25 protein-coding genes and 1 pseudogene are annotated in these 23,281 nt (G+C 65.2%); 25 read left to right on the top strand and 1 reads right to left on the bottom strand.

Features of this window, described 5'->3' with window-relative positions:
• Positions 1 to 5 precede the first annotated feature (5 nt).
• From CXK94_RS16205 to CXK94_RS16190, 4 genes are read left to right on the top strand one after another with little or no spacing between them, the layout of a single operon-like run.
• The gene (locus CXK94_RS16205) at positions 6 to 1,415 is read left to right on the top strand and encodes an MBL fold metallo-hydrolase RNA specificity domain-containing protein (protein WP_102895101.1); all 1,410 of its coding nucleotides are present in this window, start codon (positions 6 to 8) and stop codon (positions 1,413 to 1,415) included.
• Positions 1,415 to 2,281 carry a TIGR00730 family Rossman fold protein gene (locus CXK94_RS16200; RefSeq protein ID WP_013721839.1) on the top strand — a complete coding sequence of 289 codons (867 nt, stop codon included), beginning with the start codon at positions 1,415 to 1,417 and terminating at the stop codon, positions 2,279 to 2,281. The genes CXK94_RS16205 and CXK94_RS16200 overlap by 1 nt, the downstream gene beginning before the upstream one ends.
• Positions 2,278 to 3,477 (top strand): lipid A deacylase LpxR family protein, encoded by a 1,200-nt coding sequence (locus CXK94_RS16195; protein ID WP_013721840.1) that lies wholly within the window; start codon positions 2,278 to 2,280, stop codon positions 3,475 to 3,477. Before CXK94_RS16200 ends, CXK94_RS16195 begins: the two co-directional genes overlap by 4 nt.
• A 48-nt stretch (positions 3,478 to 3,525) precedes the next feature.
• Positions 3,526 to 3,999, top strand: coding sequence for a cytochrome c (locus CXK94_RS16190; RefSeq protein ID WP_102895100.1), 474 nt, complete (start codon positions 3,526 to 3,528; stop codon positions 3,997 to 3,999).
• Positions 4,000 to 4,075: 76 nt separating this feature from the next.
• Here CXK94_RS16190 and CXK94_RS22690 read toward each other — a convergent pair.
• A pseudogene (locus CXK94_RS22690) lies at positions 4,076 to 4,600 on the bottom strand (LysR substrate-binding domain-containing protein); the annotation flags it as partial.
• Between the two features lie 413 nt (positions 4,601 to 5,013).
• Between CXK94_RS22690 and CXK94_RS16175 the strand changes: the two are divergent.
• From CXK94_RS16175 to CXK94_RS16070, 21 genes are all read left to right on the top strand, one after another.
• On the top strand, positions 5,014 to 5,925 hold the full coding sequence (locus tag CXK94_RS16175; protein ID WP_102895099.1) for a LysR family transcriptional regulator: 912 nt from the start codon (positions 5,014 to 5,016) through the stop codon (positions 5,923 to 5,925).
• Between the two features lie 554 nt (positions 5,926 to 6,479).
• Complete coding sequence (locus CXK94_RS16170; RefSeq protein ID WP_102895098.1) at positions 6,480 to 7,235, top strand: receptor protein-tyrosine kinase; 756 nt, start codon at positions 6,480 to 6,482, stop codon at positions 7,233 to 7,235.
• 124 nt (positions 7,236 to 7,359) lie between these two features.
• Positions 7,360 to 7,578 carry an AlpA family transcriptional regulator gene (locus CXK94_RS16165; protein ID WP_004255100.1) on the top strand — a complete coding sequence of 73 codons (219 nt, stop codon included), beginning with the start codon at positions 7,360 to 7,362 and terminating at the stop codon, positions 7,576 to 7,578.
• 40 nt (positions 7,579 to 7,618) lie between these two features.
• Positions 7,619 to 8,485 (top strand): ParA family protein, encoded by an 867-nt coding sequence (locus CXK94_RS16160; RefSeq protein ID WP_102895196.1) that lies wholly within the window; start codon positions 7,619 to 7,621, stop codon positions 8,483 to 8,485.
• Positions 8,469 to 8,705 (top strand): hypothetical protein, encoded by a 237-nt coding sequence (locus CXK94_RS16155; RefSeq protein ID WP_012584779.1) that lies wholly within the window; start codon positions 8,469 to 8,471, stop codon positions 8,703 to 8,705. Before CXK94_RS16160 ends, CXK94_RS16155 begins: the two co-directional genes overlap by 17 nt.
• Entirely contained in the window at positions 8,698 to 10,341 is a 1,644-nt protein-coding gene (locus CXK94_RS16150) for a ParB family protein (RefSeq protein ID WP_102895197.1), read from the top strand. The genes CXK94_RS16155 and CXK94_RS16150 overlap by 8 nt, the downstream gene beginning before the upstream one ends.
• A gap of 17 nt (positions 10,342 to 10,358) precedes the next feature.
• Positions 10,359 to 10,919 carry a DUF2857 domain-containing protein gene (locus CXK94_RS16145; RefSeq protein WP_102895097.1) on the top strand — a complete coding sequence of 187 codons (561 nt, stop codon included), beginning with the start codon at positions 10,359 to 10,361 and terminating at the stop codon, positions 10,917 to 10,919.
• A 3-nt stretch (positions 10,920 to 10,922) separates the two neighbouring features.
• Complete coding sequence (locus tag CXK94_RS16140; RefSeq protein WP_102895096.1) at positions 10,923 to 12,104, top strand: STY4528 family pathogenicity island replication protein; 1,182 nt, start codon at positions 10,923 to 10,925, stop codon at positions 12,102 to 12,104.
• A gap of 238 nt (positions 12,105 to 12,342) precedes the next feature.
• On the top strand, positions 12,343 to 13,095 hold the full coding sequence (locus CXK94_RS16135; protein ID WP_180984439.1) for an OST-HTH/LOTUS domain-containing protein: 753 nt from the start codon (positions 12,343 to 12,345) through the stop codon (positions 13,093 to 13,095).
• A gap of 189 nt (positions 13,096 to 13,284) precedes the next feature.
• On the top strand, positions 13,285 to 14,073 hold the full coding sequence (locus tag CXK94_RS16130) for a PFL_4669 family integrating conjugative element protein (RefSeq protein ID WP_053461223.1): 789 nt from the start codon (positions 13,285 to 13,287) through the stop codon (positions 14,071 to 14,073).
• Complete coding sequence (locus CXK94_RS16125) at positions 14,070 to 14,618, top strand: DUF3158 family protein (protein ID WP_102895094.1); 549 nt, start codon at positions 14,070 to 14,072, stop codon at positions 14,616 to 14,618. Before CXK94_RS16130 ends, CXK94_RS16125 begins: the two co-directional genes overlap by 4 nt.
• Entirely contained in the window at positions 14,615 to 14,998 is a 384-nt protein-coding gene (locus CXK94_RS16120; protein WP_003141056.1) for a single-stranded DNA-binding protein, read from the top strand. The genes CXK94_RS16125 and CXK94_RS16120 overlap by 4 nt, the downstream gene beginning before the upstream one ends.
• Positions 14,999 to 15,292: 294 nt before the next feature.
• On the top strand, positions 15,293 to 17,308 hold the full coding sequence (locus tag CXK94_RS16115) for a DNA topoisomerase III (RefSeq protein WP_102895093.1): 2,016 nt from the start codon (positions 15,293 to 15,295) through the stop codon (positions 17,306 to 17,308).
• A 780-nt stretch (positions 17,309 to 18,088) separates the two neighbouring features.
• Complete coding sequence (locus tag CXK94_RS16105) at positions 18,089 to 18,325, top strand: hypothetical protein (protein ID WP_102895091.1); 237 nt, start codon at positions 18,089 to 18,091, stop codon at positions 18,323 to 18,325.
• A 25-nt stretch (positions 18,326 to 18,350) separates the two neighbouring features.
• Entirely contained in the window at positions 18,351 to 18,743 is a 393-nt protein-coding gene (locus CXK94_RS16100; RefSeq protein ID WP_003141051.1) for a hypothetical protein, read from the top strand.
• A 250-nt stretch (positions 18,744 to 18,993) separates the two neighbouring features.
• Positions 18,994 to 19,707, top strand: coding sequence for an ABC transporter substrate-binding protein (locus CXK94_RS16095; RefSeq protein WP_102895090.1), 714 nt, complete (start codon positions 18,994 to 18,996; stop codon positions 19,705 to 19,707).
• Positions 19,708 to 19,997: 290 nt separating this feature from the next.
• On the top strand, positions 19,998 to 20,798 hold the full coding sequence (locus tag CXK94_RS16090) for a hypothetical protein (RefSeq protein ID WP_013721851.1): 801 nt from the start codon (positions 19,998 to 20,000) through the stop codon (positions 20,796 to 20,798).
• A gap of 66 nt (positions 20,799 to 20,864) precedes the next feature.
• Positions 20,865 to 21,227 carry a DUF3085 domain-containing protein gene (locus CXK94_RS16085; protein WP_003294147.1) on the top strand — a complete coding sequence of 121 codons (363 nt, stop codon included), beginning with the start codon at positions 20,865 to 20,867 and terminating at the stop codon, positions 21,225 to 21,227.
• A 344-nt stretch (positions 21,228 to 21,571) separates the two neighbouring features.
• Positions 21,572 to 22,123: an STY4534 family ICE replication protein gene (locus tag CXK94_RS16080; RefSeq protein WP_102895089.1), complete on the top strand. Its 552-nt coding sequence runs from the start codon at positions 21,572 to 21,574 to the stop codon at positions 22,121 to 22,123.
• A gap of 54 nt (positions 22,124 to 22,177) precedes the next feature.
• A complete protein-coding gene (locus tag CXK94_RS16075) occupies positions 22,178 to 22,789 on the top strand; it encodes a DUF3275 family protein (RefSeq protein ID WP_004255049.1) in 612 nt (203 codons plus the stop codon).
• An 88-nt stretch (positions 22,790 to 22,877) separates the two neighbouring features.
• The gene (locus CXK94_RS16070; protein WP_013982123.1) at positions 22,878 to 23,243 is read left to right on the top strand and encodes a hypothetical protein; all 366 of its coding nucleotides are present in this window, start codon (positions 22,878 to 22,880) and stop codon (positions 23,241 to 23,243) included.
• Positions 23,244 to 23,281 lie beyond the last annotated feature (38 nt).

Raw genomic sequence — 23,281 nt, 5'->3', positions numbered from 1 at the left:
GCCCTATGAAACTCAGTTTTTTGGGCGCAGCCCGAGAAGTCACCGGATCGTGCTTTCTGGTCGAAGCGGCTAATGTCCGCTTCCTGGTCGATTGCGGCATGGTTCAAGGTGGGCGTATAGCAGCAGCACGCAACCACGAGCCGTTCGCGTTCGACCCGGCGTCCATTGACTTCGTCCTGCTGACCCACGCCCACATCGACCACAGCGGGCTATTGCCCAAACTCACGCGCGCCGGGTTCAAGGGGTCCATCTACGCCACGCCAGCGACGGTTGATCTGCTCGGGGTGATGCTGCCCGATAGCGCTCACATCCAGGAAATCGATGCCAAGCGGGTTGCCAAGCGGCTCAAAGAAAAGACCGTGCCGCTACCCCTGTATACCCTGCAGGATGCACACGAATGCCTGCAGCAAGTACGAGGTATCGAATACGACCGGGAGTTCGCACCCCGCGTCGGGGTGCGCGCCCGCTTTCGTGATGCCGGACACATCCTTGGTTCGGCCATCGTGGAAGTGTGGATTACCGAGTACGGTTACCCCACGAAGATCGTGTTCAGCGGCGATCTGGGTCAGCCGGGACGCCCCATCCTGCGCGACCCGACACCCATTGAGGAAGCCGACATCCTCGTCATCGAGTCCACCTACGGTGACCGCCGGCACAAGGATTTTTCGGCGACCGAAGCGGACATGATCGGCATCGTCGAGAAAACCCTGTTCGAGCGCGGCGGCAATGTCATCGTTCCGGCCTTTGCGGTCGGCCGAACCCAGGAGGTGCTCTACCACCTACATCGTCTCACCTGCGAAGGGCGTCTGCAGCGTCCAATGGTGTTTGTCGATTCGCCGATGGCCACCGAGGCCACACGCATCACGCGTGAACATCTCGAATTGTTCGACGAACAGGCGAAGCGGTTGGCCGGATGGCACGCGCGCGGCGAGAACCTCCCGTACCTGGATTTCACAGCGAGCGCTGAGGAGTCCATGGCGCTGAACCGGATTCGCTCCGGGGCCATCATTATTTCTGCCAGCGGCATGTGCGATGCGGGACGTATCCGGCACCACCTGCGCCACAACTTGCCACGCCGCGAATGCAGCATCTTGTTTCCCGGTTTCCAGGCGCAGGGGACGCTTGGCCGGCGCCTGATCGAGGGGGCCGAACGTGTACGCATCTTCGGCGAGGACATCCCAGTACGTGCGGCGATCCACAGCGTGGACGGCCTCTCGGCGCATGCCGACCAGAAGGCGCTGCTGGATTGGGCCCGTGCTTTCATTCAAGCACCGGCGCAAACCTTCGTGGTGCATGGGGAATCGTCGGCCGCGCAAACCTTCGCTGACCTCTTGCAGCAGCAACTCGGCTGGCAGGTCACGGTGCCCGAGTATGGCCATGCGCTGCGCTGGCCGGACTTTCTGGCGCACGAGTGATGAAGCCCGCAGAAGATCTCGATGAACGCCTGCGCGCCATCCGCGAGTCGCCAACGTACCGGCTTGCGTACGAAGACATCGAGCTGCTTGGCCAGGACGAACTGCGGCCGCTGCGACTACAGCTCGAACTGCTCAAGCCCGAGCGCATCCTGCACGAGCAAGGCATTCGCTCGACGGTAGTGGTCTTCGGCAGCGCACGCGTGAGCGATGCCGAGACGGCAGAAGCCCGTCTTGGCGTTCTGGAGCGTCAGGCGCTCGTCACTCCGGAGGATGTCGGGCTGCGGCAAGAGCTTGCGCGGGCCAATCGCCGGGTCGAACAGGCACGTCACTACGAGCAAGCGAGGCGTTTCTCGGGCCTTATTTCGGCGCGTTTCCAGCAGCAAAACCGCCGTGATTTCGTCGTCGTCACCGGGGGTGGGCCCGGCATCATGGAGGCCGCCAACCGCGGTGCTTTCGAGGTCGGCGCACGTTCGATTGGCCTCAACATCACGCTGCCCCACGAACAGGCACCCAACCCCTACATGTGCCCGGATTTGGCGTTCCGATTCCACTATTTCGCGCTGCGCAAGATGCACTTCTTGTTGCACGCCAAGGGCTTGGTGGCCTTCCCCGGTGGCTATGGAACGCTCGATGAGCTGTTCGAGGTGCTCACCTTGATCCAGACCAGAAAGATGCAGCGTGTTCCGGTGGTGCTGGTCGGCCGTGCATTCTGGCGTCGCGTAGTTGATTTCGATCTTCTGCTCGACGAAGGCTATGTCTCTTCATCCGATCTCGACTTGTTCACCTGCGTAGACGATGCGGAGGAAATCGTCAGTGCCCTCGAACGCTTTTACGTCAACAGGGCGGCAGGCGATGGGGCAACATGATTGGCATCGGCGGGTATCGCTGGAGCCTGCGCGGCACCAAGGTGCGGCAGCCGATGCAGTGCGTCATCTTGTTGATTGCGGGTGCATTGTTCAGCCCGATTTCTGCTTTTGGTTCCGAAGTCTCACTCTCTGCAAATCCTCCCTCCTGCTCGCCAGAGCAATCCCTGCGCTGGCGGGGCGGCACCCTGCGTCTGGAGAACGATTTGTTCACCGGCTCCGATCGCAACTACACCAACGGTGTCGCGCTAACAGCAGTCTCACGTGATCTGCAAGGCGGGCTCCGTCCGGAGTGCCTGCCTCAGCCGATTGGTTTGTACGCCCGCTTCATCGGCTGGGCTGATCCCGGGTTCTGGCGCGATTCCGGCGCCCAGACATCGTCGCAAAACCTCGTCGTGCGCTTTGGCCAGTCCATGTACACGCCCGAGAACAAGACGCGCACCGACGTGATTCCAGATGACCGACCGTACGCTGGTTTGCTCTACCTGGGTTTGGCGTGGAATCGCCGCATCCACCCACAAGCCGCCAGCTACGAAATGCTTGACGTGCGTGAGCTGACCCTGGGCGTGATCGGCCCCTGGTCGCTGGCCGAGCAATCTCAGGATCTGGTGCATCGGGCACGCGGCATTGAGCGATTTCGCGGCTGGGACAACCAGTTGCGCAACGAGCCGGCGTTTCAGATGGCCATGGAGCGCAAGTTCAAGCCGTACACGGAGGGTGCGGTCCGCCCTGGATGGGGCAGCGACGTGATCGGCAGCTATGCCCTGCGGGTCGGAAACATCGAAACCGCCGCCAGTACCGGCGTGGAGTTTCGCGCGGGCTGGAACATACCGAACGACTTCGGCAGCTATCCGATCCGCCCTGGCGCAGAGAACCGCCCGCCCTCTGGTGTTGCCGATCTGCGCACGACAACGCCGCAGTCGGTCCTGGCGCCCAAACCTGGGGCACATGTCTTCCTGAATCTGGAGGGTAAAGCCGTCGCCTGGGACTTCTCACTCGACGGAAACATGTTCCGGCATAGCCATCACGTCAGCCGGCGGCCTTGGATCGCGCAAGCAGCTCTCGGCATCAGTAGCCAATGGATCGTTGCTGGACGTGGCGTACGGCTCGCCGTGATGCGCGTTTGGAGAACCCGCGAGTTCGACCAGCAGGCGGGCCATCACGCATTCGGATCGATCGCGCTGAGTCTGGAATTTTGAGGACACCTGCAACCAATCGTTAGACCCAAAGCATTCGTCACAACATCAATGGAGAAATTCGTGAACCAGCCCTTGAAACCCAGATCGTTTTTCACCGTCCCGCTGTCCGTGCTCTTGGCAACCTTCGCCACGGCACTCGGTGCGCAGTCCGTAGAGGCGGCAAAGCCAATGGCGCTTCGTACCATAATGGAAAGACTCGGTCGCGACATGCAAGCCGTCACGGGCGCGATCTCCAAAGAAGACTGGCCGCTGGTCGCCGATCTAGCACCACGAATCGCCAAGCATGCCGAGCCGCCCATGTCGGAAAAGATGCGCATCCTTGCCTGGCTTGGGGCAGACGCTGGAAAGTTTCGGGGTCTTGATGGACAGGTCCATGACGCCGCGACCGCCATGGGCGAGGCTGCACAGCGGAATGACGGTCAAGCAGTCATCGCGGCTTTCTCCAAGACCCAGCAAAGCTGCCTAGCCTGCCACCAGAGTTACCGTCGCTCGTTCGTGGAAAAGTTCTATGGAAGCCGCTAGCAAGGGATGGCTACACCTGTTGACGGAAGACTAGCTTCTGTCCAATCAATATACCTCGACGCGTTTCAGGTTCCCAGGAAGCCACCCGTGCAGCGATCACGGGTTCCTGCTTCACCCGCGGCAGCACTCGTTGGATCTGACGTTCATGACTCCCGTATGCATGTGGGTCACCAGCACCAGCGGATAACGCAGCACCTCGTCCAGTGAGATACGTTTGTGCTTGAGCAGCGGATGCGATGCCGGCGCCGCGACCATGAGGGGGGGGCGCTCCAAAGCGCCTTAGCCACGATGTCGTCACCCACTTCACCAGACTGGGCCCTAGGTCATACAGATCGCCATGCAGCCCCTTGATTTGCTGCGACAGTGACACCTCGAACAGGCGCAACTCGACGTCGGGCTCCTCCTGCCAGCTTAACGCCAGCAAGGTCGGCAAGCGCGACGGGGTGATGCCATCGGACAGCGTAATGCGTTGCTGACCGTGAAAGCCGTTGGCCGCTCCCCTCACGCTGTCGCGGGCTTGCTGCAAGGCAGTGAAGAGGCGCGGCACATGTTACAGGAATTGCTTGTCCGCCCGCGTCAGCCGCTTGCTGCGACTGCTCCGGCCGCAGTGCTTCAGCAGCGCGGTTACAGGTGGCGATCTCGAATTCGCCGAACATGCCCATCGACAGTTCATCCGGCGCGATGCCCGCTGGCGCGAACTTCAGACGCTGCGCCGCCGCCCGTGTCGACAGACCAAATCGCGCGCCCTCGGGGAGTGACGTAAGACGCCGCGACTGTCTTCCTCGGGTCGCTGCGGCCACAGAAGATAGCCGAGGCGCGCTGGCGCGAGTGCTCTAGCTAGCCATCCGCCATGACCGCCGCCCGCGTTCAAGCAGCGTTGCAATAACTCCGGACACCATTGCCAGCGTGCTGTGAGCCGGCGACGGCAGCCGCTGCAAGACATGCCGGCCTCTTCTCCGCACGCATGCGGCTCCCTACGATCATAAGGACTGGTCACGTCACGAGGGACTGCGCATGAACTTACGTCATCTTCGCTGTTTCATTGCTGTAGCCGAGGAACTGCACTTCGGTCGAGCCGCTAGGCGGCTGCATATAGAACAATCTCCCCTATCACGCACGATCCGCAAGTTGGAGACAACTCTAGGCGTGACGTTGCTCAGTCGCACGCCGCGGGGCGCAACCCTGACTTGGGCAGGGCGAGTCTTCCTCGACGACGCCCGCCGCATCATGTTGAGCGTTGAGCAGGCAGTGGCCAGCGCGAAGGCTGCTGCCTCCGGTTCTCAGGGCATTTTGCGAATCGCGCTGTCGAGAGACATAGGACGGGCGAGGCTATCAGCACTGCTTGCACTGTGCCGCGAAGAGTCGCCGCAGGTAAACATCCGGCTCTCCGAAGTACCGCTGACCGAACTCGTGCAGGGGCTGAACGCAAATCTGTTTGACGCCGGCTTTGCAATGGTCAATGAAGTGGAGGACGGGATCATTGCTGAGCCGCTGTGGGCCGACCCCTTGGTAGTGATCCTGCCCGCACGGCACCCGCTTGTAGCCTTCAAGGAAGTGCCGTTGCAGGAAGTGGTGAGCTATCCGCTGGTACTTTGTGATCCACGGGCATGCCAAGGTTGCGGTCGGCAGAGCGAACGACTGTTCCGCTCTGTCGATGTCCAACCGATCGTGGCTGAGTATGCCGCTTCTCACGGGCTGATGCTGACGTTGGTGGCCGCAGGGTACGGGCTAAGTTTTTCCACTGCCGCGCACTTGGCAACTTGCCAGCCGGCGGATGTTGTTGTCCGCCCGTTGACCGGTCAGAGCGCATCGATAACCACCTATCTGTTACGAACCGAGGGTGGCATGACGGAGCCGTTGCAGCGGTTCATCGAACGCGCCGAACGTGTATGTCAGCAGGACGCAAGCACATCACGCGCGATCTGACGCAGATCTATCGAAAGGTGCGCGGCTAGTTTTCTCGGATTGCGCGATTCATCTTTGGTCTTGCGGCTGACCCGATCTGCATGGCTCATGCGCTGTACTGATTCCAGTTTCGACGCAATTGCTGCGCCCTTCCGTACTCCGGCACTCGCCTGCGGGCTCGCCGCCGCGGTCATTTCACTGACGCGGAACGCATGAGCTTTTGCTGGTTGCAAACCGGCTCATCCTGTTGACGCATTGGCACTTTACGCCGTTGGAATTCCTACGGAAAACTTCGGCCAGGTTTCGGGTAAAGCGCGGCACCCATGCTTGACTCCAGGGGAGCGCGACCACCAAGCCGCGTGCCGGTCCAAAGGCAAAGCGCCCGCATCATGGTTGAGGAGTTTCAAGCGTAGCAAGATGTAGTTCGCCCTTAGCCGGCCGTCAGCGCCGATGCAACGCTTCCTTCCACGATCCCGGCCGGTCCTGCGCTTCATCCGGATTTCTGGGCAATCGCCTCGCCCACTTGGGTGGTGCGCGTCTGCCAGAGTTCGATCCGACGATGGGACGCACGCGACATGGAGAAATCGAGTTGCCTTGCCTTTGGCGCCAGGATCTACTACCGCCCGATCGAGGCGGCCGTCCGTTGGGCGGGACTGTTGCGCTTTGAGCCGCGGATTCTGGAAACGCTCGGGCCACGTGCCATGCCTGAGCCGAACGACTTTCCGCGCTGGCCCTTGCTGCGCCTTTTCTCCGAGCGCATCTTCGACGCATTGGCACACGATGAACTTTCTTACGGCAAGGCAGGCATGGCGCAGGAACCTCAGCGCCCCGCACTCGACGATCCTGCGTTGATCGTGCGCCACGTCGACCTGAAGGCGTGGATGTCGCATTACTACCCCGGTGAGCGGCCTCCATTCCTGTTCGACGGCATCGAGCGCGAACTGCATCCTTCGATGAGCGTCGCCATGCTGAATGTGTTGCTGGCCGATCGCGAGGCCGCCAAGCTGCAGCTTGCCGAACTCGCACAACTACATGCGGCGCTGAAGGCACAGCACGAAGCGTTGGCGAAGGAGCATGCCAGTAGTATTCGTGAGGGCGATGCGAGTGAACCGGGCCTGCGCAGCGAATCGACTTACCTGAACATCATTGGCGGCCTGCTGACATTGCTGTTGGGCAAGTCCCCCGCGGGCTCTGCCTACTCGTCCTTCCGCAACATGGATGCGGTGATCAGTGCGCTACTGGCCCACCATGAAGGGCGGCCCGGCATCAGCGAGCGAACGCTGTGGAGCAAGCTGGCACAGGCGCGTCGCCACCTGGAGGCATCGCGCTGAGCCTGTAACAGCAGACTGCAATTGCAGTTGCGTGTTCTGCAGTTGCAGTGAATCTCGCAGCAGCAGCGTATGGAATGCGAGGCACTTTCTGAACAACGCCACCGAGCGTCAAGGAGTGCCTCTCATGTCTTCGCAGACCATCGCGCCGGCCTTGCCGCCCGAGCACCGCATCCTGCGCCGCGCCGAGGTCGAAGCCAAGACCGGCTTCAAGCGCGCGCACATCTACAGCCTCATGAAGGAAGGCAAGTTCCCCAAGGCGCTGCGCCTGGGCGTGCGCGCGGTGGGCTGGGACTCGGTGGAGATCGAACAGTGGATCGCCGATCGCCTCAAAGAACGCGCCTGACGCTTCTTCTCGGTTCATGCGATTCGACGAGGAGAAGCCCATGCAGGTGGTGTCCATCATTTCGACCAAGGGCGGCGTGGGCAAGACCACGGCGGCGGCCAACCTGGGCGGCTTCATCGCCGATGCCGGGCTGCGCGTGCTGCTGCTGGACCTGGACGTGCAGCCCACGCTGTCGAGCTACTTCACGCTGGACGTTCGCGCGCCCGGCGGCATCTACCAGATGCTGGCCTTCAACGAGCGGCGCATCGAGCAACTGGTGTCGCGCACCGTGATCGCGGGCCTGGACCTGGTGCTCTCCAACGACGACCGCGGCGAACTGAACACGCTGCTGCTGCACGCTCCGGATGGGCGCCTGCGACTGCGCCATCTGCTTCCCGTCTTCCACACGCACTACGACTTGCTACTGATCGACACCCAGGGCGCGCGCAGCGTGCTGCTGGAGATGGCGGTGTTGGCGTCCGACCTGGCGCTGTCGCCGGTGACGCCGGAAATCCTCGCGGCGCGCGAGCTGCGGCGCGGCACGCTGCAACTGATCGAGGACATCGCGCCGTATCGGCACCTGGGCATCGAGCCGCCGCCGCTGCGTCTGCTCATCAACCGTGTGCATCCTGTGTCGTCGAATGCGCGGCTGGTCCAGCAGGCGCTGCGACAGGTGTTCCAGGAACAGGCCGGCGTGCAGGTGCTGGGCACCGACGTACCGGCCATCGAAGCCTATCCGCGCGCTGCGACACGAGGATTGCCGGTGCACCGGGTGGAGTACCGGCAGCCGGCTGGGCGCACGGCGCCCGCGGCATTGGAGACCATGCGCACGCTGGCCGGCGAGCTGTTCCCCGTGTGGCGGGAGCGCTTCGCGCTGGTCACCGGTCGGGCCGATGCGGGAGGGGCCGGCCATGGCGAGCGCGCATGAACTGGCGCGCGGCCGCGAACGGCTGCGCGCGCTGATCGAGTTCGCGCTGGGCGAAGGCTGGCGCGTGGTTCGCACGTCCGGCGGGCACCTGAAATTCACGAAGCAAGGCTGCGCGTCGATCTACACCAGCTCGACGGCGAGCGACCACCGTGCCGACCGCAATGCCCGCGCACAGCTTCGCCGCGCCGACCGGCAAGCGCAGGAGAATGGCCGTGGCTGAGCTGACGCCGCAGGACATGGCTGCCAAGCTGCTGGCCACCGGCTTCGAGCGCAGCGGCCCTTCGGCCGCGACCTTGAGCGACCCCATCGCCGACACGCCGATGGTGGTGACGCTGGACCAGTTGCGGCCCTACGACCACGACCCACGCGTGACGCGCAACCCGGCCTATGCGGAGATCAAGGCGTCCATCCGCGAACGTGGGCTGGACGCGCCCCCCGCGATCACGCGCAGGCCGGGCGAGGCGCACTACATCATTCGCAACGGCGGCAACACGCGGCTGGCGATCCTGCGCGAGTTGTGGAGCGAGACCAAGGAGGAACGCTTCTTCCGCATTGCGTGCCTGTTCCGCCCGTGGCCGGCGCGCGGCGAAATCGTGGCGCTGACCGGGCATCTGGCCGAGAACGAGCTGCGCGGCGGCCTGACCTTCATCGAGCGGGCCTTGGGCATCGAGAAGGCGCGCGAGTTCTACGAGCAGGAAAGCGGCCAGGCGCTGTCGCAAAGCGAACTCGCGCGGCGACTGACGGCCGACGGCTATCCGGTGCCGCAGTCACACATCAGCCGCATGAACGATGCGGTGCGCTATCTGCTGCCGGCGATCCCGACGCTGTTGTACGGCGGATTGGGCCGGCATCAGGTGGACCGGCTCGCAGTGCTGCGCAAGGCGTGCGAGCGCACCTGGGAGCGGCGTGCGCTGGGCCGGCCGCTGACCGTGGACTTCGCTTCGCTGTTTCAGGATGTGCTGTCGCAGTTCGACACGCAGCCGGAGGGCTTCTCGCCCCAGCGCGTGCAGGACGAACTGGTGGGTCAGATGGCCGATCTGCTGGAAGCGGACTACGACACGCTGGCATTGGAGGTCGATGACAGCGAAAGCCGTCAGCGAGCATTGACCAGCGAGCCGGCCGCGCCGAACCCGGCAACGCCTGTCGCACCTGCGGCGCCAGCCATCACGCCGCAACTGTCGCCCGCGGCGCCAACGCCACGGGACCCCTCGCCCGTCGCGCCACCGGCAGAGACACCCTCGGCACCACCTGCCGCTGCACCAAACGCCCGGGACGGGCAGCGCGACGAGCGCCTGCAGGGGCACATCGTGACGCCGGCCCCAACCACCGAGCGCCTGCAGTCCATCCAGCGGATGGTCGCGGATCAGCTCGGCGACAAGCTACCCGACTTCGAGGCAGATGCGCTGCGTGCGATCCCGGTGCAGGTTGGCGGGCTCTTTCCCATCTCGGATGTCTGGTACATCGAGCCGGGCCTGGACGTGCCGGATCGCCTGCGCGTGCATATCGCGCAGTTCGCTCGCGAGATCGCGGGGGAAGCGGCGGTGGGCGACCACATCGAAGCCAGCGATGGCGGCATCGGCTTCGTCTGCGTGACGCCGGCCGTGGGCCAGGCGAAGGCGCTCCCGGCGTTCTCGCGTGCGATGCTGACCCTGCTGCACGCGCTGAGCACCGCGCCGGCACCCGCGACCGGGCTGGACAGCGCGCGGCTGGCCGATGACCTTGGGCCGCTGCTGCATGGTCACGGCGGCTTGGTCACGCGCCTGAGCGATGCCGGGCTGGTAAAGCTGTTCCGTCTGCTGCGCCTGGCGCGCCGGCTGCTGGATCTGGAAGCCGGCGCAGCGAGCCAGGATTCCTGAGCGCAGGAGGCTCCCGTATGTCGGCACCGCACCCGCTCAACCAGGCCGTGATCGCCCAGGCCCTGCATGACCTGCGCAACGGCCAGTTGCGCCGCTGCAAGGCCATGGGCTTCGGTGAGGAGGAGCTGGATGCGCTGAAGCACCCAGAACTCGTGAGCATGCTGGTGAATGCCACGGTGTCGTGGTGTTCGGTGTCGGTGAACCGGGAAGTGTTGAAGCGGCTGCTGAGCCAGGTGCACGACGTGGAGCGGGAGATCGCCACGGTGGACCGCATGCTGCGCCTGGGGGCGAGCACGGAGATGGTCAGCAAGTTCTACGGCCTCACGCATCAGGAAGTGGCGCTGCGCCGCGACATCCTCGGGCTGCCCAAGCGTAAGGGTCGGCATCCGGTGCTCGACGAGGCGCAGGACGTGGCCCTGTGGGAACGCTGGAAGGCCGGCATCACGGAGCGGCACATCGCACTGATCGACGACATGGCGATGCTGGCGCTGACCATGGACCTGGCCGAGGCCATGACCCTGCCCATGTCGGTGATCTGGTCGGCGATACGGAACTGGGTCGACCAGGGGCTGGTGTAGGTCATGACGACGGGCGACGCTCCACGGCGTGATGGCCCGGTTGCGCTGTCGGCGTTGTTCGACGAGGCGCTGCGGCACCTTGAGCCGAAGGAACCGGCGCCGAGCCAGGACGGCTTTCTCTACAGCGGCAACCGGCACGAGAGCGTGCCGCGCGCGTTGTTCCTCGACCGGCGCCTGACGCCGCTGGAGCGCAATGCCTGGCAGGTGTTCCGCCTGCAGCTCAACGACGACGGCGTGACCGCCTTTCCCACCTACGACCAGCTCCGCCCATATCTGGCGTCCATGCCCTGTGCGGCGCAAGCCTCGCACGAGACCGTGGCGCGCGCCTTGACGCTGCTGCGGCTGACGCGCTGGCTCAGCCTGGTGCGGCGGCGGCGCGATCCCAAGACCGGCCGTATCCAAGGCAACCTCTACGTGCTGCACGACGAACCGCTGTCACCCTTCGAGGCGATGCAGCTCGACCCGGACTACCTGGGCCTGGTGAGCCAGGCGCTCACGCACGCGGCGAAGGCGGTGCAGGTCGTGGGCATGAACACGCTGCGGGAGATCGCCGAAGACCCGCTGCTCAGCGGGCGCACGCTGCCGACCCGTCTGCAAGTGCTGGCGCAGCGCATGGCGCGGCATGGCTGGACGACGCCAGGTTATCCACAGGAGGGTGCGGACCACGAATCCGAAGAAGGCCAGGAAGCCCTTCTTCGGAATGCTGCGCGCCCGTCTTCGGAATCCGAAGCAGGACCGAAACCCGCGCCGGACGGCTCTCTTCGGATTCCGAAGGAGGACCGTACAGTACGTAATGATCGTATAAATGAAGTACGTACAGTACCGCGCGCGAGGGCCTTGCAGAACCTGCGGCTGCCCGAGCGTTTCCTGCGCTTGAAGGACGAGCAGCAGGCCGGCGCGCTGGTGGCGCTGCAGCAGGTGGACGAGGCGCAGAGGCAGGCCGTTCTCGACGAGTGGGCGGCACGCTGCCACAACAGCGCGGTACGCAACCCGGCCGGCTACCTGTTTGGCATCATCCAGAAGGCGATCCGCGGGGAGTTCAAGGCCTGGGCCGGAGAAAGTGCATCGACGCCGCCAGCGCCCCCGTCACCTGCGCCCTCGTCACCGCCAGCATCCCGTGCGGCTGACCCCGAGGTCGCACGAGCCTACCTGGCTCAGCTCCGAGAAGCCTTGCGTGATCGCTGATGTTGACTATCCCCAGGGGATAGCTGGAACAGACATCTTTCCGCCGCGCTCGATTGTCGCCCGCCGAATGACAGGCGAAACTGTCGCCTGTGAATCAGACGAGGACAGCCACACACGAGCCCGGCCGACGATGGACATGACGACTTCCCCCGCCACAAACGCACTGCAACCACTACAGCAAGACGTTCAGCGCTTGCTGGGCAGATGCCTGTTGCGCCTTCAACAATACGAGCGCCTCATGAAAGCCATCGTGGCCCACCACGAGATTTCAGGCCCGGCGCATTCGCTGGAGGCCATTCGCACAGCGCGGATCGAAGATGCCGCGACCAAGACCCTGGGCACGTTGGTCGGACAACTGTTTGGTTCGTATGTGGTCACCGATGGAAATGGCGGCGAGGAACGCGACGATGATCTTCCCGGCGACGTGATTTCCTTTCGCACGCGCGTGCAACTGAGCCTGTCTGCGCAGGACTACGCCAAAACCCAGGCCGACCTCAAAGACCTGGTATCGCTGCGCAACACCCTGGTGCACCACTTCATCGACCAGCACGATCTATGGACCGTGGACGGGTGCCGCGCTGCACAGGACGAACTCGGTTCCGCCTACACGCGCATCGATCAACACTTCGAGCAGCTGCGCGGCTGGGCCGAGCACATGGATCAGGCGCGGCGCCTGGCAGCGGAGTTCGTCCAGTCGGATGTGTTCCACGACCTGGTGGTCAATGGCATCGCGCCGGACGGCACGGTGGACTGGCCGGCCGCCGGCATCGTTCGCGTGCTGCGCGAGGCCGCCGCGCAGTTGGCCGTCGAGGGCTGGACACCCATTGCCGCCGCTGGCCGCTGGATCGCGGACCAGCATCCCGAGCAGCTTCCAGCCAAGTACGGCTGCAGCAGTTGGCGGCAGGTGGTGCACGAGTGCCGCCTGTTCGAGCTTCGCTACCGTGAGGTGGAGGGGCAACGGGCCGCCTGGTACAGACCTCGCGAGGCATAGCCCCGCAACGCGGTCTCACCTCCGCGCGAGCCGCGAACAACTCCGCCGAGCTATCCCCCAGGGGATAGCCGGCACACACAGCCTTCCGTGCGGAACAAACCGGGCGCGCATGGGCTGCGGTTTGTTGACTGACAGCCTTCCGGCCGATGCCGATGCTGGCGACTCGCCCCTTCACCGCGAGTCGCTCCCATGGCCAACGAACGCACAGAACCCCTGCAACTGAATCTCGGATCGCTGCGCAGCGCGATGTCGCTGACGCTGCACACGCACCACGCTTCGCGCATCTGGCACGGCCGTGCGCCGACCGAGGGGCGCCCCGGCATCATCGGTCTCAACGGCTTCATCGGCGCCATGAACAAGATGAAGCGCGGCGCCGAGCAGGACGACCCGTACTCGGACTGGTGGATGTTGCGGATCGAGGACAAGCTCGCCGACACCAAGACCCGTCTGCAGACCCTGCGCGAACAGGTGGATCAGGCCTTGGCCGACGTGCCAGCGGCGCTGTCCCTGGGCGAGAACATGAACGTGCAGCCGGTGAAGCTGCCGCTGTTCGTGAACGCCCAGCTCGGTTTCATGGCGGTGTATCTGCTGGCCGACTACGACGACCTGGCACGCAAGCTCATCCTGGCGCACCACACGGCGCTGATCGACCGCAGCACCTTGGAGCGCTGGCTCAATGATGGTGCGCACGCGCTGCGCAGCCTGTTCTCGCTGGCCCAGCAGTACCGCTACTCGGGCACGACGCGCGACGACTTCGCGGCGAAGAACGCGGCGGCGCGAGCGGCGCTGGAGAAGTTCGGCGAGTTGCCGCAGGACGTGCTGGAAGGCACGCGCCGCTCGCGCTTCGCGCCACCCATCGCGCGGCGGTCGAACAAGCCCGGCACGCCGCCTGCTGCGCCTGCCATCGTGCCCGATGCGCCGGCTCCCACGGGTGGCGCAGCCGATGGTGCCGCGGGCGATGAGGGTGCTGGCGCATGACAGCATCGCCCCCTATCAGCCACTCCACGCGCTTCGTGGCGCTGGAACAGGCGGACTTCCAGCGGCTGGAACACGCAGGCTACCTAAAAGGCCTTTTACAGCCTTTTAAGGGTAAGGGGAGTCTGGAGACCTGGGCCAGCCAGTGCGCAGCGCTGCGCGACGAGGTGATTGGCCTGGCGCAGCGGCGCGTGCTGCCCCAGGCGCGCGCCTATCCATTCAGCCTGCTCGACGTGCAACTGGCCCAGCAGGCCACTGGCGCAGGGACGACCTTCCTGCGCTGGCGCAACCTCGACCGTTCCTCCATGGGCGTGGCGTTGTGGGAGGCCCTGCTGGCCAACCCCGCGACGCCGGCCTCGCTGATCGACGAGCTGTACGCGATCGAACTGCAGCGCATCGTGCTGAACATGCAGATCAGCCTGACCCACAGCATCGCCCGCCAAGCCCTGGAATGCGCCAGCAAGGCCGCGCAGGCCGAAGCGGCTTACCTGCGGCGCGTCCACGGGCATACCGCGTCCGTTCCACCCACCACCAAGGAGTCTCCATGAGCACGCACTTCGTCGGCGAGGGCAACATCGGTTCTGCGCCGGACTACCGCGAATTTCCGAACGGCAACGACGAGCCACGCCGGCTGCTTCGCCTGAACGTCTACTTCGACAACCCGATCCCGAAGAAGGACGGCGAGTACGAAGATCGCGGTGGCTTCTGGGCGCCCGTGGAGCTGTGGCACCGCGACGCCGAGCACTGGAAGACGCTATACCAGAAAGGCATGCGGGTGCTGGTCGAGGGCCGCACCGTGCGCGACGAATGGGAGGACGCCGACGAGAACGAGCGCGTGACGTTCAAGGTCGAGGCGCGGCGCGTGGGCATCCTGCCGTACCGCATCGAGTCGGTGGCGCTCAGCACCAAGCCGGCCGGCGGACAGTAATTCGCCCATCGCCGTTCCCCCGAGGGCGACTGTAGCAACCGTCATACGCCCGCGATGCACCAGCGAGCTATCCCCAGGGGATAGCTCCAAGGTCGTCCACGGAGTTCCAGCCGCCCTCCCGAAACGACGCTCTTGCTGTGCCAGCTCCTACGATCTATGCACACCGCTGCGGCAACAAACCGCCTGCCGATCACAAAGCGGTGTCTGCATCAATCGACTTCCTTGCTGCCGGCATCTCCTGGCCCCGCCAAGCTGACGCCCATCCGATGAACCGCACATTTCCAAGGAGGCTTCATGCGCGTTTTCCTGTGCGAGAAGCCGTCCCAGGGCAAGGACATCGCCCGTGTGCTGGGTGCCGGTCAACGCGGCAACGGCTGCTACAGCGGCGCGGGTGTCGTCGTGACCTGGTGCATCGGTCATCTGGTGGAGGCGGTTCCGCCCGAAGGCTACGGCGAGCAATACAAGCGCTGGGCCATCGAGCAACTGCCCATTCTTCCTGAGCGTTGGCGTGTCGAGCCCAAGGCGGCGACCGCAGCGCAATTCAAGGTCGTGCAGCAGCTCGTCGCCAAGGCGGGCGAGCTGGTGATAGCGACCGACGCCGACCGTGAGGGCGAGATGATCGCCCGCGAGATCATCGACCTGTGCGGCTACCGCGGGCCGATTCAGCGCCTGTGGCTGTCGGCGCTCAACGATGCGTCGATCCGCAAAGCGCTGGGTGCGCTCAAGCCGTCCGCCGAGACGCTGCCGCTGTATTTCTCCGCACTCGCCCGATCGCGCGCCGACTGGCTGATCGGGATGAACTTGAGCCGCTTGTTCACACTGCTGGGGCGCCAGGCCGGCTATACGGGCGTGCTGTCGGTGGGGCGCGTGCAGACGCCGACGCTGAAGTTGGTCGTGGACCGTGATCGCGAGATCGCGCGATTCGTCTGCGTACCGTTCTGGGCCATCGAGGTTGCGCTTTCGCATGCAGGCCAGTCCTTCGTCGCAAGCTGGACGCCGCCGCAAGGCAGCACCGACGATGCGGGCCGCTGCCTGCAACAGCCGGTGGCGCAGCAGGCCGCCGAGCGCCTGCGCACGGCCAGCTCCGCCCAGGTGCTGTCGGTAGAAACCGAGCGGGTGCGCGAAGGGCCGCCGCTGCCGTTCGACCTGGGCACGCTGCAGGAGGTGTGCTCCAAGCAGTTGGACCTCGACGTGCAGGAGACGCTGGAGATTGCCCAGGCGCTGTACGAGACGCACAAGGCGACAACGTATCCGCGCTCGGATTCGGGCTACCTGCCCGAGAGCATGCTGGCCGAGGTACCGACCGTACTCGACAGCATGGTCAAGACCGACCCCAGCCTGCGGCCGCTGATCGAGCGCCTGGATCGCCAACAGCGCTCGCGTGCATGGAACGACGGCAAGGTGTCGGCTCACCACGGCGTCATCCCGACGCTGGAGCCCGCCAACCTGTCGGCCATGAACGAGAAGGAACTGGCCGTCTACCGGCTGATCCGCGCCCATTACCTCGCGCAGTTCCTCCCGCACCATGAGTTCGACCGGACGGTGGCGCAGTTCTCGTGCGGCAGTCAGTCGCTGGCGGCCGTGGGCAAGCAGATCGCCGTCATCGGCTGGCGTGAGGTGCTGGCGACGCCGGGGCCGGACGATGCCGATGGCGAGGATGCGCAGCGCAGCCAGGTGCTGCCCGCCCTGCATGCGGGCCTGTCCTGCCCGGTCGGAAAGGTGGATCTCAAGGCGCTGAAGACGCTGCCGCCCAAACCCTACACGCAGGGCGAGCTGATCAAGGCCATGAAGACCGTCGCCAAGTTCGTGACCGACCCGCGCCTGAAACAGAAGCTGCGAGATACCACCGGCATCGGCACCGAGGCGACACGCGCCAACATCATCAACGGTCTGATCGGTCGCGGCTACCTGGTCAAGAAAGGCCGCGCCGTCCGCGCTTCCGACGCGGCATTCACGCTCATCGACGCGGTGCCCCCGGCCATCGCCGACCCCGGCACTACGGCGGTGTGGGAGCACGCGCTCGACATGATCGAGGCCGGCCAGATGGCGTTGGACACCTTCATCGAGAAGCAGGCCGCGTGGGTCGGCCAGCTCGTGCAGCAGTACCGCGGCGCAACGCTCTCGCTCAAGCTGCCGCCGGCGCCGGCCTGCCCGCAGTGCGGCGCACCGATGCAGCAGCGCACGGGCAAGAGCGGCGCGTTCTGGTCCTGCTCGCGCTACCCGGACTGCAAGGGTACGTTGCCGATCGAGTCCCCGACGGGCCGGCGCAGCGCACCGCGCAAGCGGCGCGCTGCCTCCAAGGCGTCCTGATCCTCGCTTTCCCCCTGCCGCGCCGGCCACTTCACTGACGGCGAGGCAAACGTCCCGCACCGCGCGGGACTCCAAAGCGCGCGTCTCCTTCTGCAACGGTGTGCGCGCCCCGTCTGCCCGCCATCGGGCGACGGGGCGAGAAGGTCATTGCTCCACGAATCGCGCCCGCCGCCATTCCCTTGATCGGTGTGCCTTGCCTCGGTCACGAGGGGCTTCCTGACGCCTTGCCGCCGCGCGAGCCGTGAGGAGGCCCCTTGGGCCGAGGGTATTCCGTGCCGGTGCCCGCCGGCGGAACAACGGGCTCCCTTTGTGTGTGGATGCACGCCAGAGGTTTCCGGCCCCAGCCACGAAACGGGCCGGGTGCGATTGCTGACGCAGCGAACGGCTTTGACGACGGCCCGCGCTGACGCAGCCCACAGGTGGTTTTCCTTCCTCTCCAGCCGAAGGCCCGCGTGGCCTTCGGCGCCCTGGTCCTTGCCTTGTCCCGTTACGCTGGCCTGCCCTAAAGCGGGCCGTCCGCGATTCGGTTTTCCCTGCGACGGCAGCCATGCTTCGCGCCCATCCTCACGCCATGCGTTGCTGACAGTCGTCAGCGGCATGCCCAGGCAGTCTCGGTCTTCAAGACTGCGACGCGGTTCGCCGCGTCGACCGATCCAGTCCGCTTCGCATCGCCCACCGCGGACGCTCGCCGGCCTGGCGACGATGCACTTTTCTCAACCACCCGAGGGGAACTCCATCCTCTACGGGATGCGTGCTCCTCGACCCACCAAGGAGCACGGCATGTCTGAACCTTCTGCATCTTCCTCTGCAACCGCAGTGCGCAGTGGTGCGCTGGCGCTGGCCTGGACCGGCAAGCGTTTGCCGCTACAGGTGCTGCCCAGCGCGGCCGGCCACTACATCGGCACGCAAGACGACGAGGGCCCGGTATCGCGGGAGTCCGTCGAGTATTTCCCGACCCACCTCGCAGCACAGCGCGCCCTGGATACCCATGCCTGGACACAGCGCGCTCACCCCTGATTCCCACCCTTCAAGGAGTTCTCTCATGAATCTGTCTTTACCCGAAGACGTGCTCGATCAGATGGCGCTGGAACAGGCGCACTTCGACGCTGCACCGCAGGCCTTCTTCGAGGCCTGGAAGCGCGGCGCGCAGATCGCCGGCCACGAGTGGTTCGGCGACGGCACACGCGAAGGTCTGCAGCGTGCCACCACCAAGTGGGACCTGCGGCCCAACATGCTGATGCTCAACGACGCCCTGGGCGTACTGAGCAGCGGTCAACGCATGTTCCTGTCCGCGATGGTGAGCTTCTACAACTCCCGCGAGGGCGGCGCGATGCTCAAGCGTTGCGGCTTCGAGGGGCTGTCCGACTTCGGCGGCCTCGATCTGGAACGGCGCCAGGTCATCGCCGACCTCACGCTGCACTACAACGGCTGGTGAGCCGCGCCTGGCAACCCACCGTCCTTTCATCCCACCCCACGAGGGACGTGCGTCCCCGTTCGGGGCCATGTCCCTCCTTCCTTTCGCAGGAGCGGCCATGTCCCGAATCACCAGCTTCCACTGACCTGCACCGCCCGCCACCAGGGCGGCCCGACGCCGCGGCCGGCTGACCGGCTGCCACTTCATCCACTCGCTGGGGTTCAATCCCCGGCAGGGGATTGCCTCGGCCATCCTCTGCTGGAGGAATCCCATGTCTCATTCCAAAAACCCCTTCGTCCGCGGCTACGATGGCCTGTCCGTGCAGCGGCTGCTGGCGATTTCCTACGACGACTGCCCGCTGAGCTATCTGCCGCTGCACGTCTCGCAGTCGCATCTGCCGGACAGCCAGGTCGAGCGCCATGCCTGCGTCTTCTGCGACGACTTCGCGCTGATCACCGAGGGCCAGAACGTGCCGCCCGAGCTGGACGCGCAGTGCCCCAGCCACGGCATCGCCCGAAACCTCGTCTACGCCGTCATGGCCGAAGAAGCCGGCCAGCCGCTGCACGTCGGCGATACCTTCTCCGAGGAAGCCGCGCGCGAGGTGGTACGCCGCCTGCGCTTCGAGACTGGGTTCTACAGCCGTGCCTGGGAAATCAGTTCGGCGCACATCACCGAGGAGGACGGCCGCTATCTGGCCAACCTGGCCGACATCGCCACGCCGAGCGGTTTTCTGTTCGTCGCCTTCCGCATCCCGTACAGCCCCGCGGTCGGCGTGAAGCTGATCGCCACGCCCTGGACGGACGAGAACCTGCAACGGGTCGAAGGCATCACCGCCGAGCGGTTGCAGCGAGAGCATCGCCGGAAAGGCATGCCGGAGTCCCTCGTGGAGGTGCTCCACCTGGCCGCGCTCGCCGACGTGCGCCTGCTGATCTTCGATGCCGACGCGCCAGTGCTGGACGGGCTGACGCTCTACGACGACGAGTAACTCGCAACCCATTCGAGCCCCCACGTCGGGGCTCTTCTTTTTCGCGGAACGCGGTGCCGGCGCATTGCCGATTCCCGGCGGACGGCCGCCGCCATGTGCCGCACGCTGGCCGCATGTTCGCTGGCGTTGCCGGCAGCATGCCCAGGCAGTCGAGACCTTCAAGACTGCGGCGCGGTTCGCCGTGCTGGTTGCTTCGTTCTCCGGGCGCACCCGCGTCCATCCACCTCACCCTCAAGGGACCGACCTCCCTTGCGGGCGGGAGTCCCTTGGTTGCCACAAGGAGTCTCCCCATGGATACCCAAGCCATCCGTGCACAGATGCCGACGCTCGTTGTCGGTCATGTGCCTTCCAACGTCCGTTCGTTCAAGTTCAACATCTTCGACGGCCAGCCCAAGGTTTCGACGCTGGGCTTTCACATCGATCCGAAGCCTTTCGAGGGCAAGGTCATCGCCACCACCGACGAGGCCATCGTCGTCAAGACGGGACGGGCCGAGTTCGCGGTGCTTGATCGCACGCTCGTGACCGAAGTGCCCGACGAGGGCGCCAAGGTGCAGGTCGAACCCTATGTCAGACGCCGCTTCGACGGTCAGCGGGCGGACACGCCCGAGGAGCAGACCGAGTTCACCGCCGACGGCCAGCCCTACACGGTGAAGCGGTTCGTGCTCGGGTCCGCACCGGCGAAGCTGCCGATCCCCGAGCCGCGCTGCCCCGAGCTGCAGGAACTGATCGACCAACTGGAGCAGTTGCCCGCTCCCGACGGCTTCCGGCGCATCACCCACATGCTGGTGGACGCCGGTGCTCGGGACATCACCTGGGTCGATCCGCTGCCCGCCGACATCATCCGCACGCCACCGGCCATCGGCTTCACCGTCGCCACGATGAAGTTCCAGGGTCACGTCACCGTGCTGTATGAGCGTGGCCTCGACCTCTACGCGGTGGAGCTGCGCCGCGACGGCGAGCTGATTGAACGGGTCGATGAGGTGTTCTTCGACACCCTCGGCGAGACGCTGGAACGGCTGATCGACGACGGGAGCTGGCGCCGCATCCGAGTGCAGTGCCTGTTGTCGGGTCGCAAGGCTGTCCGGCACTGATCTCCCAGCAGCTTCCCGCCTTCGCGGCGGGAAGCCTCTCTTCCTGCATCCCTGGAGATCACACCCATGACTGTTCGATTCAAAGGCACGGAGCTGCGGCCCGTGCTCGCCGAAGCGGTGGCGAATCAATGCCGCGTCATCCTGGTCAAGGATCAGGGCGTGTACTTCCTGGCCGAGCGCGGCGAGCGCCGACCCGATGGTCGCCAGAAGACCATCGCCTATGCCGCCGGCTGCAACCCGGATGTCGATGCGTTCGATGACTGGTGGGAGCTGGCGCGCGCCGAGTTCGGCGGCGATGACTTTGGCGAGTTCTTCGATCCGCAGGAGGGCGTGTTTGCGCGCATCCTGCACAGCGAGGACGACCTCGACGTGTCCGCCACCACGACACACCTGTCGCTGCAGGCGGTTCCTCCGCCCAGCGGCAACTGACCGCCCATCCCTGGCCCCCGCTCCGGGGGCTTCTTTCTTCCCGGCAATGCGGACAGCCGCGAGTGCCGATTGCCGCTCGCATGCGCGCCGTCCTGGCGCCACGCTTCCGGCCATGTTCCGCTGACGTCCGTCAGCGACATGCCCAGGCAGCCACGATCTTCAAGGCTGCGATGCGGTTCCGACCGCGTTGATCACTCCAGTTCGCACCGGCATCCATGCGCGAACGGCCATCGGTTTTCGATGGCGATGCCACCAAGCTGTTCCATCAACCCACGCGGGGGTTCCACACCTTCCCCGCCTTGGGTCGGGTGTGTCTCCGCCTCTTTGTTCCCAGGAGATTCACCATGACCACTTCCAACGAAAAGTCCTACTTCGATCTGCACATCACCGGCCTCGGGTACCTCAATCGCATCCGCGAAGTGAAGCCCAAGAAAGGCGATGCGTTCCTGGCCTGCGGCATCGCGGCTCTGAACGGTCCCAGCGATGACGTCTCGTATGTGCGTTTCGACACGCGCGTATCGGGTTCGGAAGCGCAGCACCTGGTGCGCCGCTGCATTCAGGCGGTCGACGCCGAGAAGAAGGTGATGATCGGCTTCCGCCTGGGTGACCTGTGGACCGACACCTTCACCTACTCCAAGGGCAAGCGTGCCGGCGAGCAGGGTGTGAGCCTCAAGGCCCGCCTGCTGTTCGTCAGTTGGATCAAGGTCGACGGCAAGCTCGTCTACAAGGCCGAACCCAAGCCGACCGAGACCGACGAGCGCGACCCGGAAGTCCCTGTGACGTCCGACGCGTCCGCTGCGCAGCAAGCCTCGGCACCGGAGCCTTCCAAGCCCGTCGCCGATGCTGCCGACGACGCAGCCGATGCCCCCGCATTGGCCGTTGCCGAGTCGTTCTGATCCGCAAGGCCCCATCCCCGGGGCCTTGTCTTCTCTTCGTCCTAGGAGACCTTCATGATCACCATTCCCGGCCAACTGGCCATCAAGACCATCCACGGAAGGAACGGCGACTTCAACGTCGGCCGCCTGGCGACCTCGATCGGCGAGTTCGTCGTGAAGAACGCCGAACTCGATCAGTACCGCGAGGGCAAGTACGACGGTGATTTCGTCATCGTCGAGATTCGCCCCTCCACGTACAACGCCAACGGCCGCATGGTCATCGAGATCCGCGCCCATCTGGGCGGGATGACGCTGTCCAACATCGACGCCCTGAGCCGCGACGAAGCCCGCCGGCTGAGTCCGCAGGAAGTCGATCCGATCGACGAGGAAGCGCAGGCGCCCGCGCCGGCATCGCCCCCGGCCAAGCCGAAGGCGAAGCCACGCAGTCCGCGCGATCCCCTGGTCGATACCACGCCGTTCGGCAGCGAACCGGCTCCCGTGTCCGCTGCGGCCTCGGCCGAGGCAGACGACGCGGCGCTGTTCGGTGCCTTGTGGCCCCTGGGCGAGACCGTGAAGCTCGATGCGACCGTGGATCGTCGTGTGCTGCGTCAGCAGCGCGACCGTCTCGACAAGCTGGGCTACGAGTTCGCTCCGTTGTCCCAGGACTGGCACCTCAAAGCTGCCTGATCCATCGCCGCCTTGCGCGGCATTCCGCCACCCGCCGGGGGTCTCCCCCGACGGGGAGGGCTCCGGCCTTTTCTTCAAGGAGACCCTCATGGGCTGGACCTTCGTTCGTCAGACGCGCGATCAGTTGATCCGCGAGCTGCTCGCTCCGCAGGCGTCCGAACGCGCTTGCTGCGAAGTCATCGACCACACGCTGGACGGCGACGTTCTGTGGACCGTGGTTCGCGTCACCGCCAGGCAGGCGGGCGTCATGGGCCTCGCGGCCGGTGAGTCCGTCTGCTACATCGGCTGCCATCTGCTGGAAAGCTCGGGCGGCGATTGGGGCTACAAGTCCCTCGATGAGTCCGTGCATCCGTACTACTACTCGTGTCCGCTGCGCTATCTCGACATGGCGCCGGTGCAAAGCTCCGAGTGGCGCGAGCGGGTTCACCGCTTCCACGCGGGACGCGCCGTCTAGCGGCACGAATCTTCCTTCACCCAACCGGGGCGAGCATG

Source organism: Stutzerimonas stutzeri (assembly GCF_002890915.1).
Lineage (GTDB): Bacteria > Pseudomonadota > Gammaproteobacteria > Pseudomonadales > Pseudomonadaceae > Stutzerimonas > Stutzerimonas stutzeri_AF.
Note: the sequence above shows the minus strand (reverse complement) of the source record. Positions and strands in the feature narration are given on the sequence as shown.

Bases quoted from the DNA above. Each gene is read 5' to 3' on its own strand.
- CXK94_RS16140 (WP_102895096.1), top strand. From the start codon at position 10,923: ATGACGACGGGCGACGCTCCACGGCGTGATGGCCCGGTTGCGCTGTCG.
- CXK94_RS16080 (WP_102895089.1), top strand. From the start codon at position 21,572: ATGACCACTTCCAACGAAAAGTCCTACTTCGATCTGCACATCACCGGC.
- CXK94_RS16175 (WP_102895099.1), top strand. From the start codon at position 5,014: ATGAACTTACGTCATCTTCGCTGTTTCATTGCTGTAGCCGAGGAACTG.
- CXK94_RS16105 (WP_102895091.1), top strand. From the start codon at position 18,089: ATGTCTGAACCTTCTGCATCTTCCTCTGCAACCGCAGTGCGCAGTGGT.
- CXK94_RS16115 (WP_102895093.1), top strand. From the start codon at position 15,293: ATGCGCGTTTTCCTGTGCGAGAAGCCGTCCCAGGGCAAGGACATCGCC.
- CXK94_RS16120 (WP_003141056.1), top strand. From the start codon at position 14,615: ATGAGCACGCACTTCGTCGGCGAGGGCAACATCGGTTCTGCGCCGGAC.
- CXK94_RS16090 (WP_013721851.1), top strand. From the start codon at position 19,998: ATGGATACCCAAGCCATCCGTGCACAGATGCCGACGCTCGTTGTCGGT.
- CXK94_RS16085 (WP_003294147.1), top strand. From the start codon at position 20,865: ATGACTGTTCGATTCAAAGGCACGGAGCTGCGGCCCGTGCTCGCCGAA.
- CXK94_RS16135 (WP_180984439.1), top strand. From the start codon at position 12,343: ATGAAAGCCATCGTGGCCCACCACGAGATTTCAGGCCCGGCGCATTCG.
- CXK94_RS16195 (WP_013721840.1), top strand. From the start codon at position 2,278: ATGATTGGCATCGGCGGGTATCGCTGGAGCCTGCGCGGCACCAAGGTG.
- CXK94_RS16125 (WP_102895094.1), top strand. From the start codon at position 14,070: ATGACAGCATCGCCCCCTATCAGCCACTCCACGCGCTTCGTGGCGCTG.
- CXK94_RS16130 (WP_053461223.1), top strand. From the start codon at position 13,285: ATGGCCAACGAACGCACAGAACCCCTGCAACTGAATCTCGGATCGCTG.
- CXK94_RS16145 (WP_102895097.1), top strand. From the start codon at position 10,359: ATGTCGGCACCGCACCCGCTCAACCAGGCCGTGATCGCCCAGGCCCTG.
- CXK94_RS16155 (WP_012584779.1), top strand. From the start codon at position 8,469: ATGGCGAGCGCGCATGAACTGGCGCGCGGCCGCGAACGGCTGCGCGCG.
- CXK94_RS16170 (WP_102895098.1), top strand. From the start codon at position 6,480: ATGGAGAAATCGAGTTGCCTTGCCTTTGGCGCCAGGATCTACTACCGC.
- CXK94_RS16075 (WP_004255049.1), top strand. From the start codon at position 22,178: ATGATCACCATTCCCGGCCAACTGGCCATCAAGACCATCCACGGAAGG.
- CXK94_RS16190 (WP_102895100.1), top strand. From the start codon at position 3,526: ATGGAGAAATTCGTGAACCAGCCCTTGAAACCCAGATCGTTTTTCACC.
- CXK94_RS16160 (WP_102895196.1), top strand. From the start codon at position 7,619: ATGCAGGTGGTGTCCATCATTTCGACCAAGGGCGGCGTGGGCAAGACC.
- CXK94_RS16205 (WP_102895101.1), top strand. From the start codon at position 6: ATGAAACTCAGTTTTTTGGGCGCAGCCCGAGAAGTCACCGGATCGTGC.
- CXK94_RS16100 (WP_003141051.1), top strand. From the start codon at position 18,351: ATGAATCTGTCTTTACCCGAAGACGTGCTCGATCAGATGGCGCTGGAA.
- CXK94_RS16165 (WP_004255100.1), top strand. From the start codon at position 7,360: ATGTCTTCGCAGACCATCGCGCCGGCCTTGCCGCCCGAGCACCGCATC.
- CXK94_RS16095 (WP_102895090.1), top strand. From the start codon at position 18,994: ATGTCTCATTCCAAAAACCCCTTCGTCCGCGGCTACGATGGCCTGTCC.
- CXK94_RS16070 (WP_013982123.1), top strand. From the start codon at position 22,878: ATGGGCTGGACCTTCGTTCGTCAGACGCGCGATCAGTTGATCCGCGAG.
- CXK94_RS16200 (WP_013721839.1), top strand. From the start codon at position 1,415: ATGAAGCCCGCAGAAGATCTCGATGAACGCCTGCGCGCCATCCGCGAG.